Annotated in this window: 14 protein-coding genes and 1 tRNA gene; 13 read left to right on the top strand and 2 right to left on the bottom strand. The window is 71.0% G+C overall.

The features are described 5' to 3' along the window. Positions 1-160 precede the first annotated feature (160 nt). From ABCS02_RS12460 to ABCS02_RS12470, 3 genes are read left to right on the top strand one after another with little or no spacing between them, the layout of a single operon-like run. Complete coding sequence (locus ABCS02_RS12460; RefSeq protein ID WP_345835959.1) at positions 161-838, top strand: HAD hydrolase-like protein; 678 nt, start codon at positions 161-163, stop codon at positions 836-838. Next, positions 831-2,108, top strand: a complete 1,278-nt coding sequence (locus ABCS02_RS12465; protein WP_345835960.1) for a hypothetical protein — start codon at positions 831-833, stop codon at positions 2,106-2,108. The genes ABCS02_RS12460 and ABCS02_RS12465 overlap by 8 nt, the downstream gene beginning before the upstream one ends. 9 nt (positions 2,109-2,117) lie before the next feature. Then, positions 2,118-4,196 (top strand): phosphatidylglycerol lysyltransferase domain-containing protein, encoded by a 2,079-nt coding sequence (locus ABCS02_RS12470; RefSeq protein ID WP_345835961.1) that lies wholly within the window; start codon positions 2,118-2,120, stop codon positions 4,194-4,196. Between the two features lie 23 nt (positions 4,197-4,219). Here the strand turns inward: ABCS02_RS12470 and ABCS02_RS12475 are convergent, their stop codons facing one another. Continuing rightward, the gene (locus ABCS02_RS12475) at positions 4,220-4,423 is read right to left on the bottom strand and encodes a cold-shock protein (protein WP_345835962.1); all 204 of its coding nucleotides are present in this window, start codon (positions 4,421-4,423) and stop codon (positions 4,220-4,222) included. Positions 4,424-4,787: 364 nt separating this feature from the next. Between ABCS02_RS12475 and ABCS02_RS12480 the strand changes: the two genes are divergently transcribed. The 3 genes from ABCS02_RS12480 (at position 4,788) to ABCS02_RS12490 (ending at position 7,442) form a co-directional block, all read left to right on the top strand. Continuing rightward, positions 4,788-5,690: an ATP-binding protein gene (locus ABCS02_RS12480; RefSeq protein WP_345835963.1), complete on the top strand. Its 903-nt coding sequence runs from the start codon at positions 4,788-4,790 to the stop codon at positions 5,688-5,690. Positions 5,691-5,833: 143 nt separating this feature from the next. Beyond that, positions 5,834-6,136: a hypothetical protein gene (locus ABCS02_RS12485; RefSeq protein ID WP_345835964.1), complete on the top strand. Its 303-nt coding sequence runs from the start codon at positions 5,834-5,836 to the stop codon at positions 6,134-6,136. 169 nt (positions 6,137-6,305) lie between these two features. Continuing rightward, the gene (locus ABCS02_RS12490) at positions 6,306-7,442 is read left to right on the top strand and encodes an alkylhydroperoxidase-related (seleno)protein (RefSeq protein ID WP_345835965.1); all 1,137 of its coding nucleotides are present in this window, start codon (positions 6,306-6,308) and stop codon (positions 7,440-7,442) included. A 46-nt stretch (positions 7,443-7,488) separates the two neighbouring features. On the opposite strand, the gene ABCS02_RS12495 is transcribed toward ABCS02_RS12490, so the two are convergent. Then, positions 7,489-7,572, bottom strand: a tRNA-Leu gene (locus ABCS02_RS12495). A gap of 120 nt (positions 7,573-7,692) precedes the next feature. Between ABCS02_RS12495 and ABCS02_RS12500 the strand changes: the two genes are divergently transcribed. From ABCS02_RS12500 to pknB, 7 genes are read left to right on the top strand one after another with little or no spacing between them, the layout of a single operon-like run. Continuing rightward, positions 7,693-8,433, top strand: a complete 741-nt coding sequence (locus ABCS02_RS12500) for a DUF3662 and FHA domain-containing protein (RefSeq protein WP_345835966.1) — start codon at positions 7,693-7,695, stop codon at positions 8,431-8,433. Continuing rightward, complete coding sequence (locus ABCS02_RS12505; protein ID WP_345835967.1) at positions 8,430-8,993, top strand: FHA domain-containing protein; 564 nt, start codon at positions 8,430-8,432, stop codon at positions 8,991-8,993. The genes ABCS02_RS12500 and ABCS02_RS12505 overlap by 4 nt, the downstream gene beginning before the upstream one ends. A gap of 12 nt (positions 8,994-9,005) precedes the next feature. Next, positions 9,006-10,241, top strand: a complete 1,236-nt coding sequence (locus tag ABCS02_RS12510; protein ID WP_345835968.1) for a PP2C family serine/threonine-protein phosphatase — start codon at positions 9,006-9,008, stop codon at positions 10,239-10,241. Next, positions 10,238-11,632 carry an FtsW/RodA/SpoVE family cell cycle protein gene (locus ABCS02_RS12515; protein WP_345835969.1) on the top strand — a complete coding sequence of 465 codons (1,395 nt, stop codon included), beginning with the start codon at positions 10,238-10,240 and terminating at the stop codon, positions 11,630-11,632. Before ABCS02_RS12510 ends, ABCS02_RS12515 begins: the two co-directional genes overlap by 4 nt. Continuing rightward, positions 11,632-13,089 carry a penicillin-binding transpeptidase domain-containing protein gene (locus ABCS02_RS12520; protein WP_345835970.1) on the top strand — a complete coding sequence of 486 codons (1,458 nt, stop codon included), beginning with the start codon at positions 11,632-11,634 and terminating at the stop codon, positions 13,087-13,089. Before ABCS02_RS12515 ends, ABCS02_RS12520 begins: the two co-directional genes overlap by 1 nt. Then, positions 13,086-14,810, top strand: coding sequence for a protein kinase (locus tag ABCS02_RS12525; protein WP_345835971.1), 1,725 nt, complete (start codon positions 13,086-13,088; stop codon positions 14,808-14,810). The genes ABCS02_RS12520 and ABCS02_RS12525 overlap by 4 nt, the downstream gene beginning before the upstream one ends. Continuing rightward, on the top strand, positions 14,807-16,501 hold the full coding sequence (pknB, locus tag ABCS02_RS12530) for a Stk1 family PASTA domain-containing Ser/Thr kinase (protein ID WP_345835972.1): 1,695 nt from the start codon (positions 14,807-14,809) through the stop codon (positions 16,499-16,501). The genes ABCS02_RS12525 and pknB overlap by 4 nt, the downstream gene beginning before the upstream one ends. Positions 16,502-16,508 lie beyond the last annotated feature (7 nt).

Here is a 16,508-nt window from a genome sequence, read left to right on the forward strand (position 1 = left end):
CCGGCAAGACGGGCCCGGCCGCGGGCGCCCCGCGCGTCTTGGGTCCCCCCCCCCCCCCCCCCCCCCGAGACTGCATCCGCGCTCCGAGACTGCAGGCGTGGTCCGCAGTCTCGGAGACCCCGTGCAGTCTCGCGGGAAGGTCGCCCGGTAGCGTGGGGGCATGCCCGTGCGATCCCCGTTCTCCTGCGTGCTCTGGGACGTCGACGGCACCCTCGTCGACGCGTCCGACGGGATCCTCCGCCGGCTGACGATCACGCTCGAGCACTTCGGCCGGCCCGCGCCCACGCGGGCGGAGCTCGTGCACTGGATCGGGCCGCCGATGTACGAGTCGTTCCAGGTGAACGTCGGGATGACGCCCGCGCAGGCGACCGAGGCCGTCGCGTTCTACCGCAGGCTCGGCAAGGCCGACGGCTACACGGCCGACGCGCGGCTCTACCCCGGCATGGACGGGATCGTCGCCGACCTGGCCGCGGCCGGCGTGCCGCAGGGCACCGCGAGCTCGAAGCCCGAGGTGCAGGTCGACGCCCTCATGGACCACTTCGGGCTCGCGCCGCACCTGACCGCGATCGTCGGTGCGACGCCAGACGAGCGGACCCTCGCGGGAAAAACGGAGATCGTCGCGGAGGCCCTGCGCCGACTCCGGGCCGCCGGCGTGGACACCGGCCGGCCCGTCCTCGTGGGCGACCGGCACCACGACGTCGAGGGCGGGAGCGCGAACGGCGTCGCGGTCGTGTTCGTCCGCTGGGGGTTCGGCTGGCCGCACGAGTCGGAGGGAGCGCAGGCCGTCGTCGACACGCCCGACGATCTCCGGAAGCTGCTCCTCGTCGGCGATGACTGACGCACTCGGCGCCTTTCTCGGCTGGTTCGTGCCGGCCGTCGTCGTCTTCGGCGTCACCGCGCTCGCGCTCGGCACGATCGGCTGGGCGATCCGCCGGGCGCGCCGCTCGCCGCGCGCGCTCGCCCGCGCGCAGGACGCGCGCACGGCCGCGGGCAGCCTGCTCGTGCGCCTCGACGACGCGGTCGGCGAGCTCGACCTCGAGGTCTCCCTGTCCGACGCCCTCTACGGCGGCACCGCGCCCGCCGAGCTCCGTCGCGCCCGGATGACGGCGCAGCACGCGCGCGACCGCGCGTTCGCGGACTACACCGAGCTGACGGATGCCTCGCCGGAGCCCGCGCCGGCCGAAGCGGTGCGCCGAGCCAACGTCGTCGAGGCTCGGGCGCGAGAGGCGCTCACCGCGATCGACCTCGCCCGCGGCCGCTACCGCGACTGGCTGCGCGCGCAGAGCGGCGCACCCGCGCACGTCGACACGCTTCGCGAGCGCGCCGAACGTCTGCACGCCGCGATCGGCGACCCGGATGCCCTCGTCGCCGAGCTCGTCGAGCGCTACGACGAGAGCGAGTGGCGTGCGGCGTCGGATGCCGCGGACGGCGCGCTCCGGTCCCTCCAGTCGGCCGAGGCCCACCTCGACGCCGCAGACACCGTGCGCGACGATCCCACCCGGACCGCGCTCCCCGACCTCGCGGAGGCGGAGCGCGCCCTCCGCACCGCGGAGGAGCAGGCGCGCGCGCTCGAGGAGTCGCACCGGCTCGTGACGCAGGCAGCGGCCGCGCTCCCGACGGAGTTCGAGGCGGCGCGCGAGGAGATCCGCGGGGCACTGGCCGGCCTTCCCGCCCTGCCCCCCGACGCGAGCGCGCGGCTCGGCGCCGAGCTGCGCCGCGCGCAGGATGGGCTCGACGCGCTGGAGCCGTCCTCGGCGCGGCATCCGACCGAGGCCGTCGCGCGGATCGCCCGCCTCCGCGACCGCCTCGACCTCGCGCAGGGCGACGCGCGCACGGCACAGGAACGCCTCCGCGGCGCACGCACCGCACTGCCGGGCACCCTCGCGTCCGCGCGGCGCGCGCTCGCGCAGGCCGAGGCCTCCGTCGCACGGCCCGGCACGGGGCCGAGTGCGCGCGTGCGCCTCGCGGCCGCGCGCGACGAACTGGCCCGCGCACGGCAAGCGAGCGACCCGGTAGAGGCGCTCGACGTCGGCCGCCGCGCGCTGCGGCACGCCGAGGATGCCGCGGCGCTCGCCGACTATGATCACCTTCCCGGGAGCGCTCGCTAGGGTGATCGCATGAGCATGCGGTACGAGCCCGGTGCGCGCCGGTTCTCGCCGCTCGCGATCGCTCGCCGCATCCCGGCCACGCTGATCGCGATCGCTGTGATCCTGGTCGCCGGCGTCATCAGCGGCGCCCTGTGGCGCCCGTTCGCCCACTCACCCGGGTGGGACGTACTCGCATACGGACTGCCGGCCCTCGAGGACGGCCGCTGGTGGACGCCCGTCACCGGCACCCTGTTCGCGTCGTACCCCGCGGTCTATGTGCCGCAGATTCTCGCGTTCGTCGGCATGGCGTACCTCGAGTTCCGTCGGGGCTGGCGGGCGGCGACCGGATACTTCGTCGCCGGTCAGCTCTTCGCAGTTCTGGGCACGTCACTGCTCCTCTGGGCCCTCAGCATGACCCCGTGGGCCTGGGCGCAAGTGCAGGCCATGCGGCTCGACGTCGGCCCCTCGGGCGGGACGCTGGCGTGCATCGCGGCGGCCATCGGACTGCTCTCGTCGCCGTGGCGCGTGCGGGCATGGCTCGTGCTGCTCGCCTACGTCTTCGTCACGATGCTGTTCTGGGGCGGCATCAGCGACATCGCGCACCTCCTCGCCGTGCTGCTCGTGCTGTTCTGGGACCGCAGCCTCCGGATCCAGCGGACCACGATCTCCGAGCAGCGGTTCGTGGCGTTCATCGCGATCGCGACGCTCGGCGCGGTCGAGATCATGACGCTCATCGCGCCCACGAGCGGGCCGTTCGGCAGCACGGAGCCGGCGAGCGGCCCGTTCCTCGACATCGCGATCGACCTCGTGGTCATCGCGCTCGTCGCGCACGGCATCCTCCGCGGCCGCCGGTGGGCGTGGATGGTCGCGGTCATCCTCGCCATCTTCAACGTGCTCGCGCTCGTGTTCCTCATCGTGGCGATCGCGGTCACGAGCTGGGGCACGGTCCGCGACGGGCTGTCCGGCGACCCCTCGCTCGCGCTCGCGACGAGCGTGCTGTGGCTCCTCATCTCGGTCTACCTCATCTGGGTCCGCCGCGCGTTCCGCGCGCACCGCCGCTCGAGCGTGGGGCCGCCGCCGACGCCCAGCACGGACGACGTCGCGCGCGCCATCCGGGACAACGGCGGCGGCACGCTGTCCTGGATGACGACGTGGGAGGGGAACTCGTACGCGCGCACGTCGACCGGCATCGTCGCCTACCAGCGGCGGATGGGCGTCGCGATCGCGCTCGCCGATCCGATCGGTCCCGAGGGCGGACGCGCTCAGTCGGTGCGGGAGTTCATCCACGAGGCCGAGCATGCCGGCCTCGTGCCCTGCTTCTTCAGTGCGAGCGACGAGACGCTCGCGGCCGTGCCCGACGACTGGCGGAACCTGATCGTCGCGGACGACACGATCGTCGACCTGCCCGACCTCGCGTTCACGGGAAAGCGCTGGAACTCGGTGCGCACGTCGCTGAACCGCGCGGCGCGCGAGGAGATGACGTTCCGGATGACGCGACTCAAGGACGAGCCGTGGGGTGTGCGGCAGCAGCTGCAGGCGATCTCGGAGGTCTGGGTTGGCGACCGGGATCTGCCCGAGATGGGCTTCACGCTCGGGACGCTGCTGGAGGCGGCCGATCCTGAGGTGCGGATGGCGATCGCGATCTCGCCGCGAGGCGATGTGGACGGCTTCCTCTCCTGGTTGCCGATCTACGCGCCGGGGGGGCGCATCCGCGGGTGGACCCTCGACCTCATGCGGCGTCGCGAAGAGGGCTTCGGCCCGGTCATGGAGTTCCTGATCGGGTCCTCCGCGATGCAGTTCTCGGAGGAGGGCGCCGAGATCATGTCGCTCTCGGGCGCGCCTCTCTCCCACACGTACCCGCCCGGAGCCGGCGTCATCGCCGACCTCAGCGAGCGCCTTGCGGAGTCGCTGGAGCCCGTCTATGGGTTCCGCTCGCTGCACCGCTTCAAGGAGAAGTTCCAGCCCCGGTACCAGACGATGTATCTGCTGTACCGCGACGAGAGCGACCTCACCCGCATCGGCGCAGCGCTCACACGAGCCATGCTCCCCACCGCCACCCTGCGGCAGCTGGCGGGAGCAGGACTCGGGCTCGTACGCGGCGGGTCCTGACCCGCCGCGTACGGCTCACTAGATCAGACCGCGCGGATGTTCGCCGCCTGCAGGCCCTTGGGGCCCTCGGCGATGTCGAACTCCACGCGCTGGTTCTCCTCGAGGGAACGGAACCCGTCCGACTGGATCGCCGAGAAGTGCGCGAACACGTCCGCGCTCCCATCATCGGGGGCGATGAAGCCGAAACCCTTGTCCGCGTTGAACCACTTGACCGTGCCAGTTGCCATCGAAATGCCTCTTCTTCTTCGCTGGCGCGACCTGCACCTGCTCGGCCTACGCTAGCGGCACTTAAGGCCTCACGTCAGGTCAATTTCAGATGTGACTCAAAAGTTGCACGACGCGTAACCCTCTGGGGCCTTAACCATTCGACGCCCGGGCCAGCATCAGATCAGCGGCCCGGGCGTCGACGGATCCCCCCGGATAAGCCACGCGAAGCGTGACAGCGATCACTCTACTGATGTCGTGACGCTGCAGAAACCGCGTCTTCCCGTGGCTCGGCGATCCGCTCGAATCGGGCCGGATCCGTATGATGGCGCATGGTCGCGCGGGCCGCCCGAGCCCGCGAACGCGGCCCGGGAGAGGAGATCCGGCGTGCCCCAGAACCCGGATCTCGTCGGCTTCGCGATCGCGCTCCCGCTGGTCCTCGCCGTCTCCTACCTCGTCGGCCTGGCGATGCGGATGCTGTTCCGCCGGCGTCTGCCGCTCTCCGCTTCGGTGATGACGATCATCTCGCTCGTCGGCGTGGGCGTCGGTCTGCTGCTCGCTGGACTCTTCCTCCCCGGCGCGCGCGTGTGGGCACCGGCCGCCATCCTCCTCGGCTTCGGCTCGAGCGTGGCGCTCGCCTTCCTCGTCGCGGGCACGGTCGCGAGCCTCCGCCGCGAACGCCCCGCGATCGACGTCGCGGCGCTGCTGGCGGCGGGCGAGTCGGATCACGTGGAGTTCAAGGAGACCGCGCGCTGGAACGTGCGGACGGAGCAGCGCGACACCCGGATGGAGACCGTCGTCGCGAAGACCGTCGCGGCGTTCCTCAACAGCCCCCACGGCGGCACGCTCGTGATCGGCGCGAACGACCACGGTGAGCCGACGGGGCTCGACCGCGACCTCGCGACCCTCCGCGAGCCGGACGTCGACCGCTACGAGCTGTGGCTGCGCGACATGATGTCGACCGTGCTCGGCCGCAACGCGGCATCACTCCCCGACGTGCGGTTCCTCGCCGCCCCGGGCGACGTCGTGGTGTGCTGCGTCGTGTGCCCGCCGTCGCCGCGACCCGTGTTCCTGACCCAGTCGAAGGACGGCGTCTCGACGGAGCTGTGGGTGCGCGTGGGCAACTCGACCCGCTCGTTCCCCGTCGACGAGGCCGTCGAGTACGTCGCGCGCCGCTGGCGGCCGAGCATCGGCGGCGCCGTCGCGAGCCGGCTGCCACGACGTCGCGCGGTGTATCAGGGTCGTCATGACGTGTCAACGGTTGCCCGTGATTCGGAGAGCACCCCCTAGCCTGGTCCCGCATCGCCTCGCGAACCGGATCTCTGGACGGTGTTCGGGTCACTGGTCCCCCGATCCCCGCGAGAAGACGGCCCCCGACGGCGCTTTGGGCTTCCGCCGCCGGGGGCCGTGTCCTCCGCCGCTAGGCTGCCGGCATGGAGGAGTGGGTAGACGGCGTCGCACAGCAGTTCGAGCGCGTGACGGGGAACCCGCTCGCGGATGCCGTGCGCGGCACCGTGCGGATCGTCGCGCTGTCCGAGCCCGAGGGCCGCGGCTCCTACCGACCGAGCCGCGTCGAGCTGCTCGCGCAGGCCGACGGCGTCCCGCCCCGTGTCGTGATCGTCGAGGCGGTCTTCCCCCGCAAGCACTGGCCGAAGGCCGGCACCGTGCTCCCCGCCCGGATCTCGCCCACTCACGCGGACGCGGTCGAGGTCGACTGGGACGCCCTTCCCCGCTGACGCAGGCCGCGCAACTGGCCGCGGTCCGCTGAATGGACCGCCTCCGTACCCCATTGGACGCTGGAGTACGGTCCCGACTCGTGGGACGGGCGCGCCTACGCGCCCGACCACGCCTCGAGAGCGGACGCGCCCGTCGCGCGTTCGCCAGATCAGCAAAGGAGCTGACCGGATGTACCCAGTACGTGAGGACTTGGCGGAAGCTATTCGCTCGGAGTGGGATCGGCTGAGCAGAGCCGGCCGTTGGTGGACGGGAGAAGAGCGCGTCGCCATTGCCGCGGAAGCTCGCGAGAGCCGGAACTGTCGGCTGTGCGCCGACCGCCGTGCCGCACTGACCCCGTATGCCGTCACCGGGCAGCACGCGACGAGCGCGATCGCCGCCGCTACGTTGCCGCCGGCTGTCATCGACGCCATCCACCGCATCGCGACCGATTCCGGCCGGATCACCGACCAGTGGTACCAGGACGTGATCGCGGGCGGTGCCAGCGAAGGCCAGTTCGTGGAGGCGGCCGGGATCATCGCCCTGGTCAGCACCGTCGACGCCTTCGCTCGCGGCATCGGTCGGGCTGAGCTCGCACTCCCCGCGCCGGCCGGCGGAACGCCGTCGCGCGAGACACCAGCCGGGACCGAGGTGAACGGCACCCGGGTCCCTACGGTCGCGGTCGAGAAGGCTGACGGCGACGTCGCGAGCTACTACCAGCAGAGCCTGGACGTGATGGGCATCGTCTCCAACCTCCAGAAGGCACTCACGCTCGTGCCCGAGGAGCAGTTCGGCTTCATCGAGCTGGCCTTCGTGATGAACTTCTCGTTCCTCACGAACGAATGGCTCCGCAGCATCACCCGGGCCCAGGCGGAGCTCCTCGCGGCGACGGTGTCCGCGGAGAACGACTGCTACTACTGCACGATGAACCACTCGACGATGCTCCGCGAGACCGGCCTGCTCGCCAACCCGAGCCGCGACCTCATCGAGGTCGTGAAGCGCGACGAGACCGCCGCCGATGCACTCCCCGCCGGCCCTGAGCTTCGACGCTTCGCCCGGGCAGTCCTCGCGGCGGGACGGCCGGGCGCGGCCGAGAGGTCCGAAGCGGCCGCGGAGCTCGATGAGGCGCGAGCCGCCCTGCGTGCGGCTGTCGGAGAGGACGGCCTCATCGACGCGGCCGCGATCCTCGCCAGCTACAACCAGTGCAATCTGATCGCCGACGCCTCGGGAATCCAGCCGGAGTTCTTCCACCTCGCCGCCGGCGCGGCGGACGCCACCGGCGACGCGACGCTGACGCTCGCGCAGTCGATGACCGAGCGCGTCCGATAGACGGAAAAGGCTGAGCCCCCGGTCACCCGGGGGCTCAGCCTTCCTGTGCGCGAGGGGGGAGTTGAACCCCCACGCCCTTGCGGGCACTGGCACCTGAAGCCAGCGCGTCTGCCTATTCCGCCACTCGCGCGAGACGCCGCTCTGCGGCGCTCAACCTCCCGAGGATATCACGCGCGCCGTGCCGCTTTGATGGCACGTACAGGCGAGCTGGCTACGATGTACCGACCGTTCTGCCTGCCTGAGGAGTCGCGTGGGACTACTTGACAGCTTCGAGAGAGGTCTCGAACGCGCCGTCAATGGCGCCTTCGCGAAGACCTTCCGCAGCGGGATCCAGCCGGTGGAGATCGCGGCGGCCCTCCGCGGCGAGCTCGACACGAAGGCCGCCATCGTCAGCCGCGAGCGCATCATCGTCCCCAACACGCTCACGGTGCGGCTCGCGCCGAACGACTACGACCGGATGTCGGCGCTCGGGCCGACGCTGACCGACGAGCTCACGTCGCTCGTGCAGAAGCACGCGCGAGCGCAGGGCTACTCTTTCGCGGGCCCGCTGTCGATCGACCTCGTCCGCGACACATCGCTCTCGACCGGCACGCTGCGCGCCGAGTCGCGCGCCGCCGAGGGCCGGGTGTCGTGGCAGGGCGTCCTCGACATCGCTGGGCGCCGCTATCCGCTCACGAAGTCGCGCACGGTCATCGGCCGCGGCAGCGACGCAGACATCACCGTCGCCGACTCCGGAACGAGCCGCCAGCACGTCGAGGTCCTGTGGGATGGCGAACACGCGATGGTCCGCGACCTCAAGTCCACGAACGGCACGAAGCTCGCCGGCCGGCCCGTGACGCAGGCCTCCCTGACGCCGGACTCGACGATCACGATCGGGCGCACCGACATCGTCTTCCGGGTCGTGGCGTCGGCCGCGGCCCCCGCGCCCCAGGTCTTCGCCGACGACGCCACGCGCGCGTACACCTACCGGGACGGGGGTCCCCTCGCGTGACCAGCGAGCTGACGCTGCTACTGCTGCGCATCGGGTTCCTGGTGCTGCTGTGGTTCTTCGTCTTCGCCGTCGTGTACGCCCTTCGCGCCGACCTCTTCGGCGTGCGCGTGCGCAAGCTCCCGGCTCCCGCGTCGGCCCCCGCACCCGCTCCCGCCCCTTCGGCCGCGCCTGCCCCGGCATCCGCCAGCCCCCGGTCCGCGACCGCGCCGGTCCCGCCCCCGCCCCTCCCCGCGCCGGCGCGCGCGGCGAAGGGCCGCAAGGCCACGACCGACTCGGCGTCCCGCATCGTCATCACGAGCGGGCCCAAGGCGGGGCTCGAGCTCGCCCTCGGCACGGAGCCGCTGTCGATCGGCCGGTCGAGCGAGTCCGGGCTCGTCATCCGCGACGACTACACATCCAGCCACCACGCGCGCCTCGTCCTCTGGGGCGACCAGTGGATGCTGCAGGACCTCGACTCGACCAACGGCACGTGGCTCGACGGCACGCGCGTCACGGCCCCCGTGCCGCTGACGATCGGCGGGACGATCAAGGTCGGCGCGACGACGTTCGAGCTGCGGTAACGGATCCTCTCCATGGTCTTTCAGGGATCGAGCGCCGCCCTCTCGCATACCGGCAAGGTGCGCGCCAATAACCAGGACTCGGGGTTCGCCGGCTCGAACCTCTTCGCCGTCGCCGACGGAATGGGCGGCCACGCCGGCGGCGACGTCGCTTCCAGCATCGCGGTGGAGCACCTGGAGCCGCTCGACACGAGCTATGCCGCGCCCTCCGACGCGGAGCGCGCGCTGCGGGATGCGATCGTGGAGACCGCCGGCGACATCATCGACACCGTTCGCGACCAGCCCGAGCTCGCCGGCATGGGCACGACCGTCTCGGCGATCGTCATGGTCGACGACTACGCCGTCATCGCGCACATCGGCGACTCGCGGATCTACCTGTTCCGCGACGACGATCTGACCCAGATCACGACCGACCACACGTTCGTGCAGCGGCTGGTCGACTCGGGCCGCATCACGCCGGAGGAGGCACGCTTCCACCCCCGCCGGTCGGTCCTCATGCGGGTACTCGGCGATATGGACGCGCACCCCGAGGTCGACACGTTCATCATGCCGACGCGGCCCGGGGACCGGTGGCTCCTCTGCTCCGACGGCCTGAGCGGCGTCGTCGACGACGCGCACACGGGCAAGGTGCTGGCGCAGGGACTGCCTCCCGGACGCACGGCCGACATCCTCCTCAAGCACGCGCTCGATGCGGGGGCACCCGACAACGTCACGATCGTTCTCGTCGACGTCGGCGGGCAGCATCCGGTGTTCTCCGGGACCCCGACGATCGTGGGATCCGCCTCGAACACGGGTGGCGTCGAGATCCCCGCCGCGCGCAGCGGACGATCGTCGTGGCTGCACCCCGCTCGGCAGGCGGCGAACGAGCCCACGCACTTCGAGCCCGCGCCGGAGTACCTCGAGGAAGTCATCGACGCGGATCGCCGCCGTGGCCGCCGGCGTCGCATCACCTGGATCGCGGGATTCCTCGTCGTGATCGCGCTGCTCGTCGGAGGCCTGTTCGCCGCCTACGCGTGGACTCAGACGCGCTACTTCGTGGGGGCCGACGACGACACCGTCGTGATCTACCGCGGCATCCAGCAGGGGATCGGGCCGTTCGGGCTCTCCTCGGTGTACGAGGACACCGGCATCCCGCTCACTCGGCTGAGCGACTTCGACCGGGCCGCGGTCGCGCGCACGATCTCCGCGCCGTCCCTGCAGGACGCGCAGCTCATCGTCGAGCGCCTCGCACCGCAGGGGGCCGGCGGATGACGGCGGCCCCGCAGTCCCCGGAGCTGAGCACCGACACCGCTGTGGTGCGGGCGCTCCGCCGCATCCGCGTGCCGCAGACGCAGCGCAACCGCGAGCTCGCCCTCCTCCTGTTCGCGATCGTCATCAACGCCGCGTCGGTCGCGCTCGTGCAGTTGGGCGCGCTGTCCACGATCCAGCCGGAGATCCTCTACTTCGTCGGCGGGCTCGCCCTGCTCGCGGTCGCGATCCACGTCCTCCTGCGCTTCGTCGCGCGCGACGCCGATCCGTTCCTCCTGCCGATCGCGACCCTGCTCACGGGGCTCGGCGTCGCGATGATCTATCGGATCGACATCGCACTGGGCCAGAGCGGCTGGGGCGCCCCGTCGACCCGTCAGATCGTGTGGACCGCGATCGCGATGGTCCTGGCGATCGTCGTCGTGGTCACACTGCGCAACTACCGGCAGCTGCAGCGCTACACCTACGTGTCCGGTTTCGTCGGGGTTCTCCTGCTTCTGCTGCCCCTGGTTCCGGGGCTCGGCAGTGACCAGAACGCCGACGTCTGGATCTCGATCGGCATCTTCTCCTTCCAGCCGGGCGAGCTTGCGAAGATCGCCCTCGCAATCTTCTTCGCCGGCTACCTCGCGCGCACGCGCGAGAGCCTCGCATCGGTCGGCACGCGGTTTCTCGGGATGACCTGGCCGCGCGCGCGCGACCTCGGCCCGATCCTCGTGTTCTGGCTTCTCTCGGTCGGCATCATCGTGCTGCAGCGCGACCTCGGCACCGGCCTGCTCCTGTTCGGCATGTTCGTGGCCATGCTCTACGTCGCGACCGGCAAGACGAGCTGGGTGCTCATCGGCGTCGGCCTCGCCGTGGCGGGCGCACTCATCGCCTCCCAGGTGCTGACGTACGTCGGCTGGCGGTTCGCGAACTGGCTGGACGCGTTCAACCCGGACATCATCAATCGAGACGGCGGCAGCTACCAGCTCGTCCAGGGCATTTTCGGGCTCGCCCAGGGGGGACTCCTCGGCACCGGTCTCGGCCGCGGCCGCCCGGACATCACGCCTCTGTCGCAGAGCGACTACATCTTCCCGAGCCTCGGGGAGGAGCTCGGGCTCATCGGCGTGTTCGCGATCCTGTGCCTCTACATGGTGCTGGTGAGCCGCGGCATCCGCGTCGGCGTCAACGGGCAGGACGACTTCGGCAAACTCCTGGCCGTGGGTCTCTCCTTCACGATCGCCCTTCAGGTGTTCATCATGGTCGGCGGCGTCACACGGCTCATCCCGCTGACGGGTCTCACCACGCCGTTCCTCACCGCGGGCGGTTCGTCCCTCATCGCGAACTGGATCATCGTCGCGCTCCTGCTGCGGATCTCGGATGCCGTGCGCACGCGCCCGCGGGCGGTGATCGGCTGATGACGAAAGAGCTTCGACGCCTCAGCATCCTCGTGCTGGCGATGTTCCTCCTGCTGTTCGGATCGACGACCTGGATCCAGGTGATCAGCGCCGACGCGCTCGCCGACAACCCGGCCAACAGCCGGACCCGGTACGACTCGTTCCAGGTGCAGCGCGGCTCGATCATCGTCGACGGGTCGGCGATCGCGTCGTCGGTGCCCTCCACCGATGTCTACGCGTGGCAGCGCGTCTACACCGACCCCGCGATGTGGGCGCCCGTCACGGGATACGTCAACCCCGCGCTCGGCTCGGCGACGGGCATCGAGCAGGCGATGAACCCGGAGCTGAGCGGCACCGGCAACGCCCAGTTCCTGTCGCGACTCGACGAGATCGTCACGGGCCAGCCACGACAGGGGGCGAACGTCGTGCTGACCCTCGACGCGAAGGTCCAGAAGGCCGCCTTCGACGCGCTCGGCGCGCAGCAGGGCGCCGTCGTCGCGATCGAGCCGAAGACGGGCCGGGTGCTCGCGATGGTGACGAGTCCCAGCTACGACACGAACTCGCTCGCCGTGCACGATCCCGACGCGGTCAACGCGACCTACGACGCCCTCAATGCGCAGGCGAACCATCCGCTCTACAACCGCGCCATCGCCGGCGACATGAACCCGCCCGGCTCGACGTTCAAGCTCGTCACGGCGTCCGCGGCGCTCGCATCCGGGAAGTACACCCCGCAGTCCACGCTCCCGAACCCGGCCGCCTACCAGTTGCCGCAGTCGTCGAGCTACGTGCACAACTCGTGGGGCGGCACGTGCGGCAGCGGGGACACTGTCACGATCGCTGACGCCATCCGCCTGAGCTGCAACATCCCGATGGCGGAGCTCGCGGTGCAGCTCGGCGACTCCGCGATCCGCGCGGAGGCGGAGAAGTACGGCTTCAACAAGTCCCTGTCGATCCCGCTCGACTCGGAGGCGTCGGTCTACCCCCCGGGGCTCGACGCCCCGCAGACCGCGCTCTCGGGTTTCGGCCAGGGCCAGGTGCGGGCGACACCGCTGCAGATGGCGATGGTGTCGGCGGGCATCGCGAACGGAGGCATGGTGATGAACCCACGGATGGTGGACCGGGTGATCGGGTCCGACCTATCGGTCCAGAGGACGTTCGACAACACGGAGTTCGGCCGGTCGCTGGACCCGAATCTCGCAGCGGAGATGACGCAGATGATGGTGTCCAGTGTCAGTGACGGCGCGGCGTCGAATGCAAGAATAGACGGCATCCAGGTGGCCGGTAAGACGGGCACCGCGGAGAACGGCGCGAGCGACCCGTATACGCTGTGGTTCACCGGCTTCGCCCCCGCGGATGACCCTCAGGTCGCCGTCGCGGTCGTGGTCGAGAACGGTGGCGGACAGGGCCAGTCCGGCAGCGGCAACGACATCGCCGCTCCCATTGCAAAGAAGGTCATGGAGGCGGTGCTAGGCAAATGAGACCGACGCAGGGTGTGACCTTCGGCGGCCGCTACGAGCTCGACTCGCGGATCGCGATCGGCGGGATGGGCGAGGTCTGGGAGGCGACCGACCACGTCATCGGACGCACGGTCGCCATCAAGATCCTCAAGGACGAGTACATGGGGGACCCCGGGTTCCTCGAGCGGTTCCGCGCCGAGGCCCGGCACGCCGCGCTCGTCAACCACGAGGGCATCGCGAGCGTGTTCGACTACGGCGAGGAGAACGGCAGCGCCTTCCTCGTCATGGAGCTCGTCCCCGGCGAGGCCCTCTCGACGATCCTCGAGCGCGAGGGCACCCTGTCGACGGACAAGAGCCTCGATGTCGTCGGCCAGACCGCGGCCGCGCTGCAGGCGGCCCACGCGGCCGGCCTCGTGCACCGCGACATCAAGCCCGGCAACCTCCTGATCACGCCGGACGGGCGGGTCAAGATCACCGACTTCGGCATCGCCCGCATCGCCGATCAGGTGCCGCTGACCGCCACCGGGCAGGTCATGGGCACCGTGCAGTACCTCTCGCCGGAGCAGGCGTCGGGGCATCCCGCGTCGCCCGCGACCGACATCTACTCGCTCGGCATCGTCGCGTACGAGTGCCTGGCGGGGAAGCGCCCGTTCACGGGCGAGTCTCAGGTCGCGATCGCGATGGCGCAGATCAACGACGAGCCACCGGCGCTCCCGCCGACCGTGGCCGTTCCGGTGCAGAACCTCGTGATGGCGATGATCGCCAAGAAGCCGGAGGAGCGTCCGGCGACGGCCGCCGCGGTTGCCCGCGCTGCCACGGCGCTGCGCCGCGGGGATGTCGCGGCAGCCGCTGCGGCCGTGCCCGCCGTCGCGACCGGCGATCCGGCGAGCGACGCCGCCACGCAGCTACTCACCGCGGGTGCCGCCGCCGCGGCGACCCAGCTCATGACGACCCCGACCGCGACCGCCGAGGAGCCGGAGAAGCGCAAGCGCAGCCCGTGGACGTGGCCGCTCATCGCGCTCATCGTGATCCTCGCGCTCGTGCTCGCGGGTGCCGTCTGGGCGCTCGTGGCGGCGAACAGCGGCGCGACGCCGGCCCCGTCTCAGTCCACGACAGCCGTGACGACGCCGACACCGACACCGACGCGGACCCCGTCGCCGACGCCCACACGCGTCAACATCGACGCCCTGAACCTCGTCGGGATGCAGTGCAACGACGCGATCTCGGCGGCCAAGCAGGCCGGTGTACTCGCCGTCACGTCCGACACGTCGACGCCCGCCCCGAATGCGAGCCAGGTGGGCACGGTGTGGCAGGTCTCGCCCACGGGTTCGATCCTGCCGACGGACACCCTCACGGTCCGCTGCTACGGCGATGTCACGCCGATCGGCGCGCCCACGAACGCGCCGGACGTGCAGGGCGGAGCGACGAAGGTCGTCGCCAACGCGACGATCACGTTGGAGTGGGCCCAGTTCAGCTGCCCCACCGGCACCGGCACGCTCAGTGGTTACACGGTGTCGATCTCGAACGCGATCTTCGTGGGCAGCTCGGGCGACCAGCAGAAGCAGAGCTTCCCGGCCGGCCAGCTGAACGCGTCGATCTCGGTGTCCAACCAGCCGGGCCAGAACGTGACGGCGACGTACGTGGCGCTCTGCTCCGGCACGGGCGGCCAGCGCGAGTCGAACCCGTCCCCGCAGATGTCCCTTCCGATCCGCCCCGCATCGACGAGCTCGCCGACCCCGTGACGGGCGACTCACGCGTCCTCTCGGGGCGCTACCGGGTCGACGAGCTCATCGGCCGCGGCGGCATGGCGAGCGTCTACCGCGGCTATGACCTGACGCTCGGGCGCGAGGTGGCGATCAAGATCCTCCTCGCGGACCTCGCACGCGACGGCGGTTTCCGCACCCGCTTCCGCCTGGAGGCCCAGGCGGCTTCGCGCATGGCGCATCCCGCCATCGTGCGGGTCTTCGACGCCGGCGAGGACGCGGAGACGGATGCCGACGGCACCGTCCGCGCCGTGCCGTACATCGTGATGGAGCTCGTGCAGGGCGAGCTGCTGAAGAAGGTGATCTCGCGCGGGCCCGTGCCGGTGGCCGACGCCGTGCGCTACACCGACGGCATCCTCGAAGCTCTCGAGTACTCGCACCGCGCCGGTGTCGTCCACCGCGACATCAAGCCGGGCAACGTCATGGTGACCCCGACCGGTCAGATCAAGGTGATGGACTTCGGCATCGCCCGGGCGGTGTCCGACTCGTCGTCGACGGTCGCCGAGACCACCACGATCCTGGGCACTGCCGCGTACTTCTCTCCCGAGCAGGCCAAGGGCGAGTCCGTCGACACTCGCGCCGACCTCTATTCGACGGGCGTCGTGCTGTACGAGCTGCTCACCGGGCGGCAGCCGTTCCGCGGCGACACCCCGGTCGCGGTCGCGTATCAGCACGTGAGCGAGACGCCGCTCCCGCCGTCCGAGGTCGACGAGAAGCTTCCGCGGGGCCTCGATGTCGTCGTGCTCCGGGCCCTCGCGAAAGATCCGTTCCAGCGCTATCAGGATGCCGCGACGTTCCGCGAAGCGCTCGACGCGGCCGGGCACGGCGGCGCGGCCCCCACGAAGCGCGAGCTCGGGGCCCTCACGAGCGAGCTCTACGGCCCGAACCCGCGACAGGCTGCGGAGACGGCCCGGTCCCTCCGGCAGCTGTCGGCAGACACGACGATGCGCCGCACGCAGTCCGGCCCGCCGGTCGCCTGGATCTGGGCGGGCGTGGCCGTCCTCGCCGTGCTGCTGATCTCGATCATGTTCTGGGTCGTGACGCTGCGCGCCGCGACCAACGTTCCGGCCGCCCCGCGAGTGGTTCCGGATGTCTCCGACATGACCTACGACCGCGCGAGCCAAGAGCTCGCGGGCCAGGACCTGCAGGCGGCGGAGCACGACGAGCCGAGCAACTCGGTGGCGCAGGGCCTCGTCATCCGTACGGATCCGGCCGCGGGCGTCTCGGTGACACCGGGGCAGACCGTCCAGGTTTACGTGTCCCAGGGTCAGAAGCTCGTGACCGTGCCCACGCTGGTCGGGCTGACCGAGACGAGCGCGCGCAGCGCCCTTCAGGCGGCGGGGCTCACGGTGGGCACCGTGACCCCGCAGACCGATCCGTCGCTCGCGAAGGGATCCGTGATCTCGTCCGATCCCGCGGCGCAGAAGTCCGTGCCGGTGGGGACGCCGGTGAACATGGTCGTCGCCACCGGGCTGGTGGTGCTCGTCGACGTGACCGGCTACACGGTCGACGCGGCGACGCGGCAGATCGATGCTCTGCAGCTGACCGTGCAGACGATGGACGACAAGTCGTGCAAGGCCACGAGTCCGAAGACCGTGCACGCCCAGTCGCTCGCGCCCGGCGACGTGCCGATCCACTCGGTCGTCACGCTCACGGTCTGCGCGGGCTGACCCGCGC

The organism is Microbacterium sp. X-17, from assembly GCF_039615055.1.

What these genes read in the sequence shown, in the direction of transcription:
- ABCS02_RS12460 (WP_345835959.1), top strand. Translation starts at nt 161, where the DNA reads ATGCCCGTGCGATCCCCGTTCTCCTGCGTGCTCTGGGACGTCGACGGC.
- ABCS02_RS12465 (WP_345835960.1), top strand. Translation starts at nt 831, where the DNA reads ATGACTGACGCACTCGGCGCCTTTCTCGGCTGGTTCGTGCCGGCCGTC.
- ABCS02_RS12470 (WP_345835961.1), top strand. Translation starts at nt 2,118, where the DNA reads ATGAGCATGCGGTACGAGCCCGGTGCGCGCCGGTTCTCGCCGCTCGCG.
- ABCS02_RS12475 (WP_345835962.1), bottom strand. Translation starts at nt 4,423, where the DNA reads ATGGCAACTGGCACGGTCAAGTGGTTCAACGCGGACAAGGGTTTCGGC.
- ABCS02_RS12485 (WP_345835964.1), top strand. Translation starts at nt 5,834, where the DNA reads ATGGAGGAGTGGGTAGACGGCGTCGCACAGCAGTTCGAGCGCGTGACG.
- ABCS02_RS12490 (WP_345835965.1), top strand. Translation starts at nt 6,306, where the DNA reads ATGTACCCAGTACGTGAGGACTTGGCGGAAGCTATTCGCTCGGAGTGG.
- ABCS02_RS12510 (WP_345835968.1), top strand. Translation starts at nt 9,006, where the DNA reads ATGGTCTTTCAGGGATCGAGCGCCGCCCTCTCGCATACCGGCAAGGTG.
- ABCS02_RS12515 (WP_345835969.1), top strand. Translation starts at nt 10,238, where the DNA reads ATGACGGCGGCCCCGCAGTCCCCGGAGCTGAGCACCGACACCGCTGTG.
- ABCS02_RS12520 (WP_345835970.1), top strand. Translation starts at nt 11,632, where the DNA reads ATGACGAAAGAGCTTCGACGCCTCAGCATCCTCGTGCTGGCGATGTTC.
- ABCS02_RS12525 (WP_345835971.1), top strand. Translation starts at nt 13,086, where the DNA reads ATGAGACCGACGCAGGGTGTGACCTTCGGCGGCCGCTACGAGCTCGAC.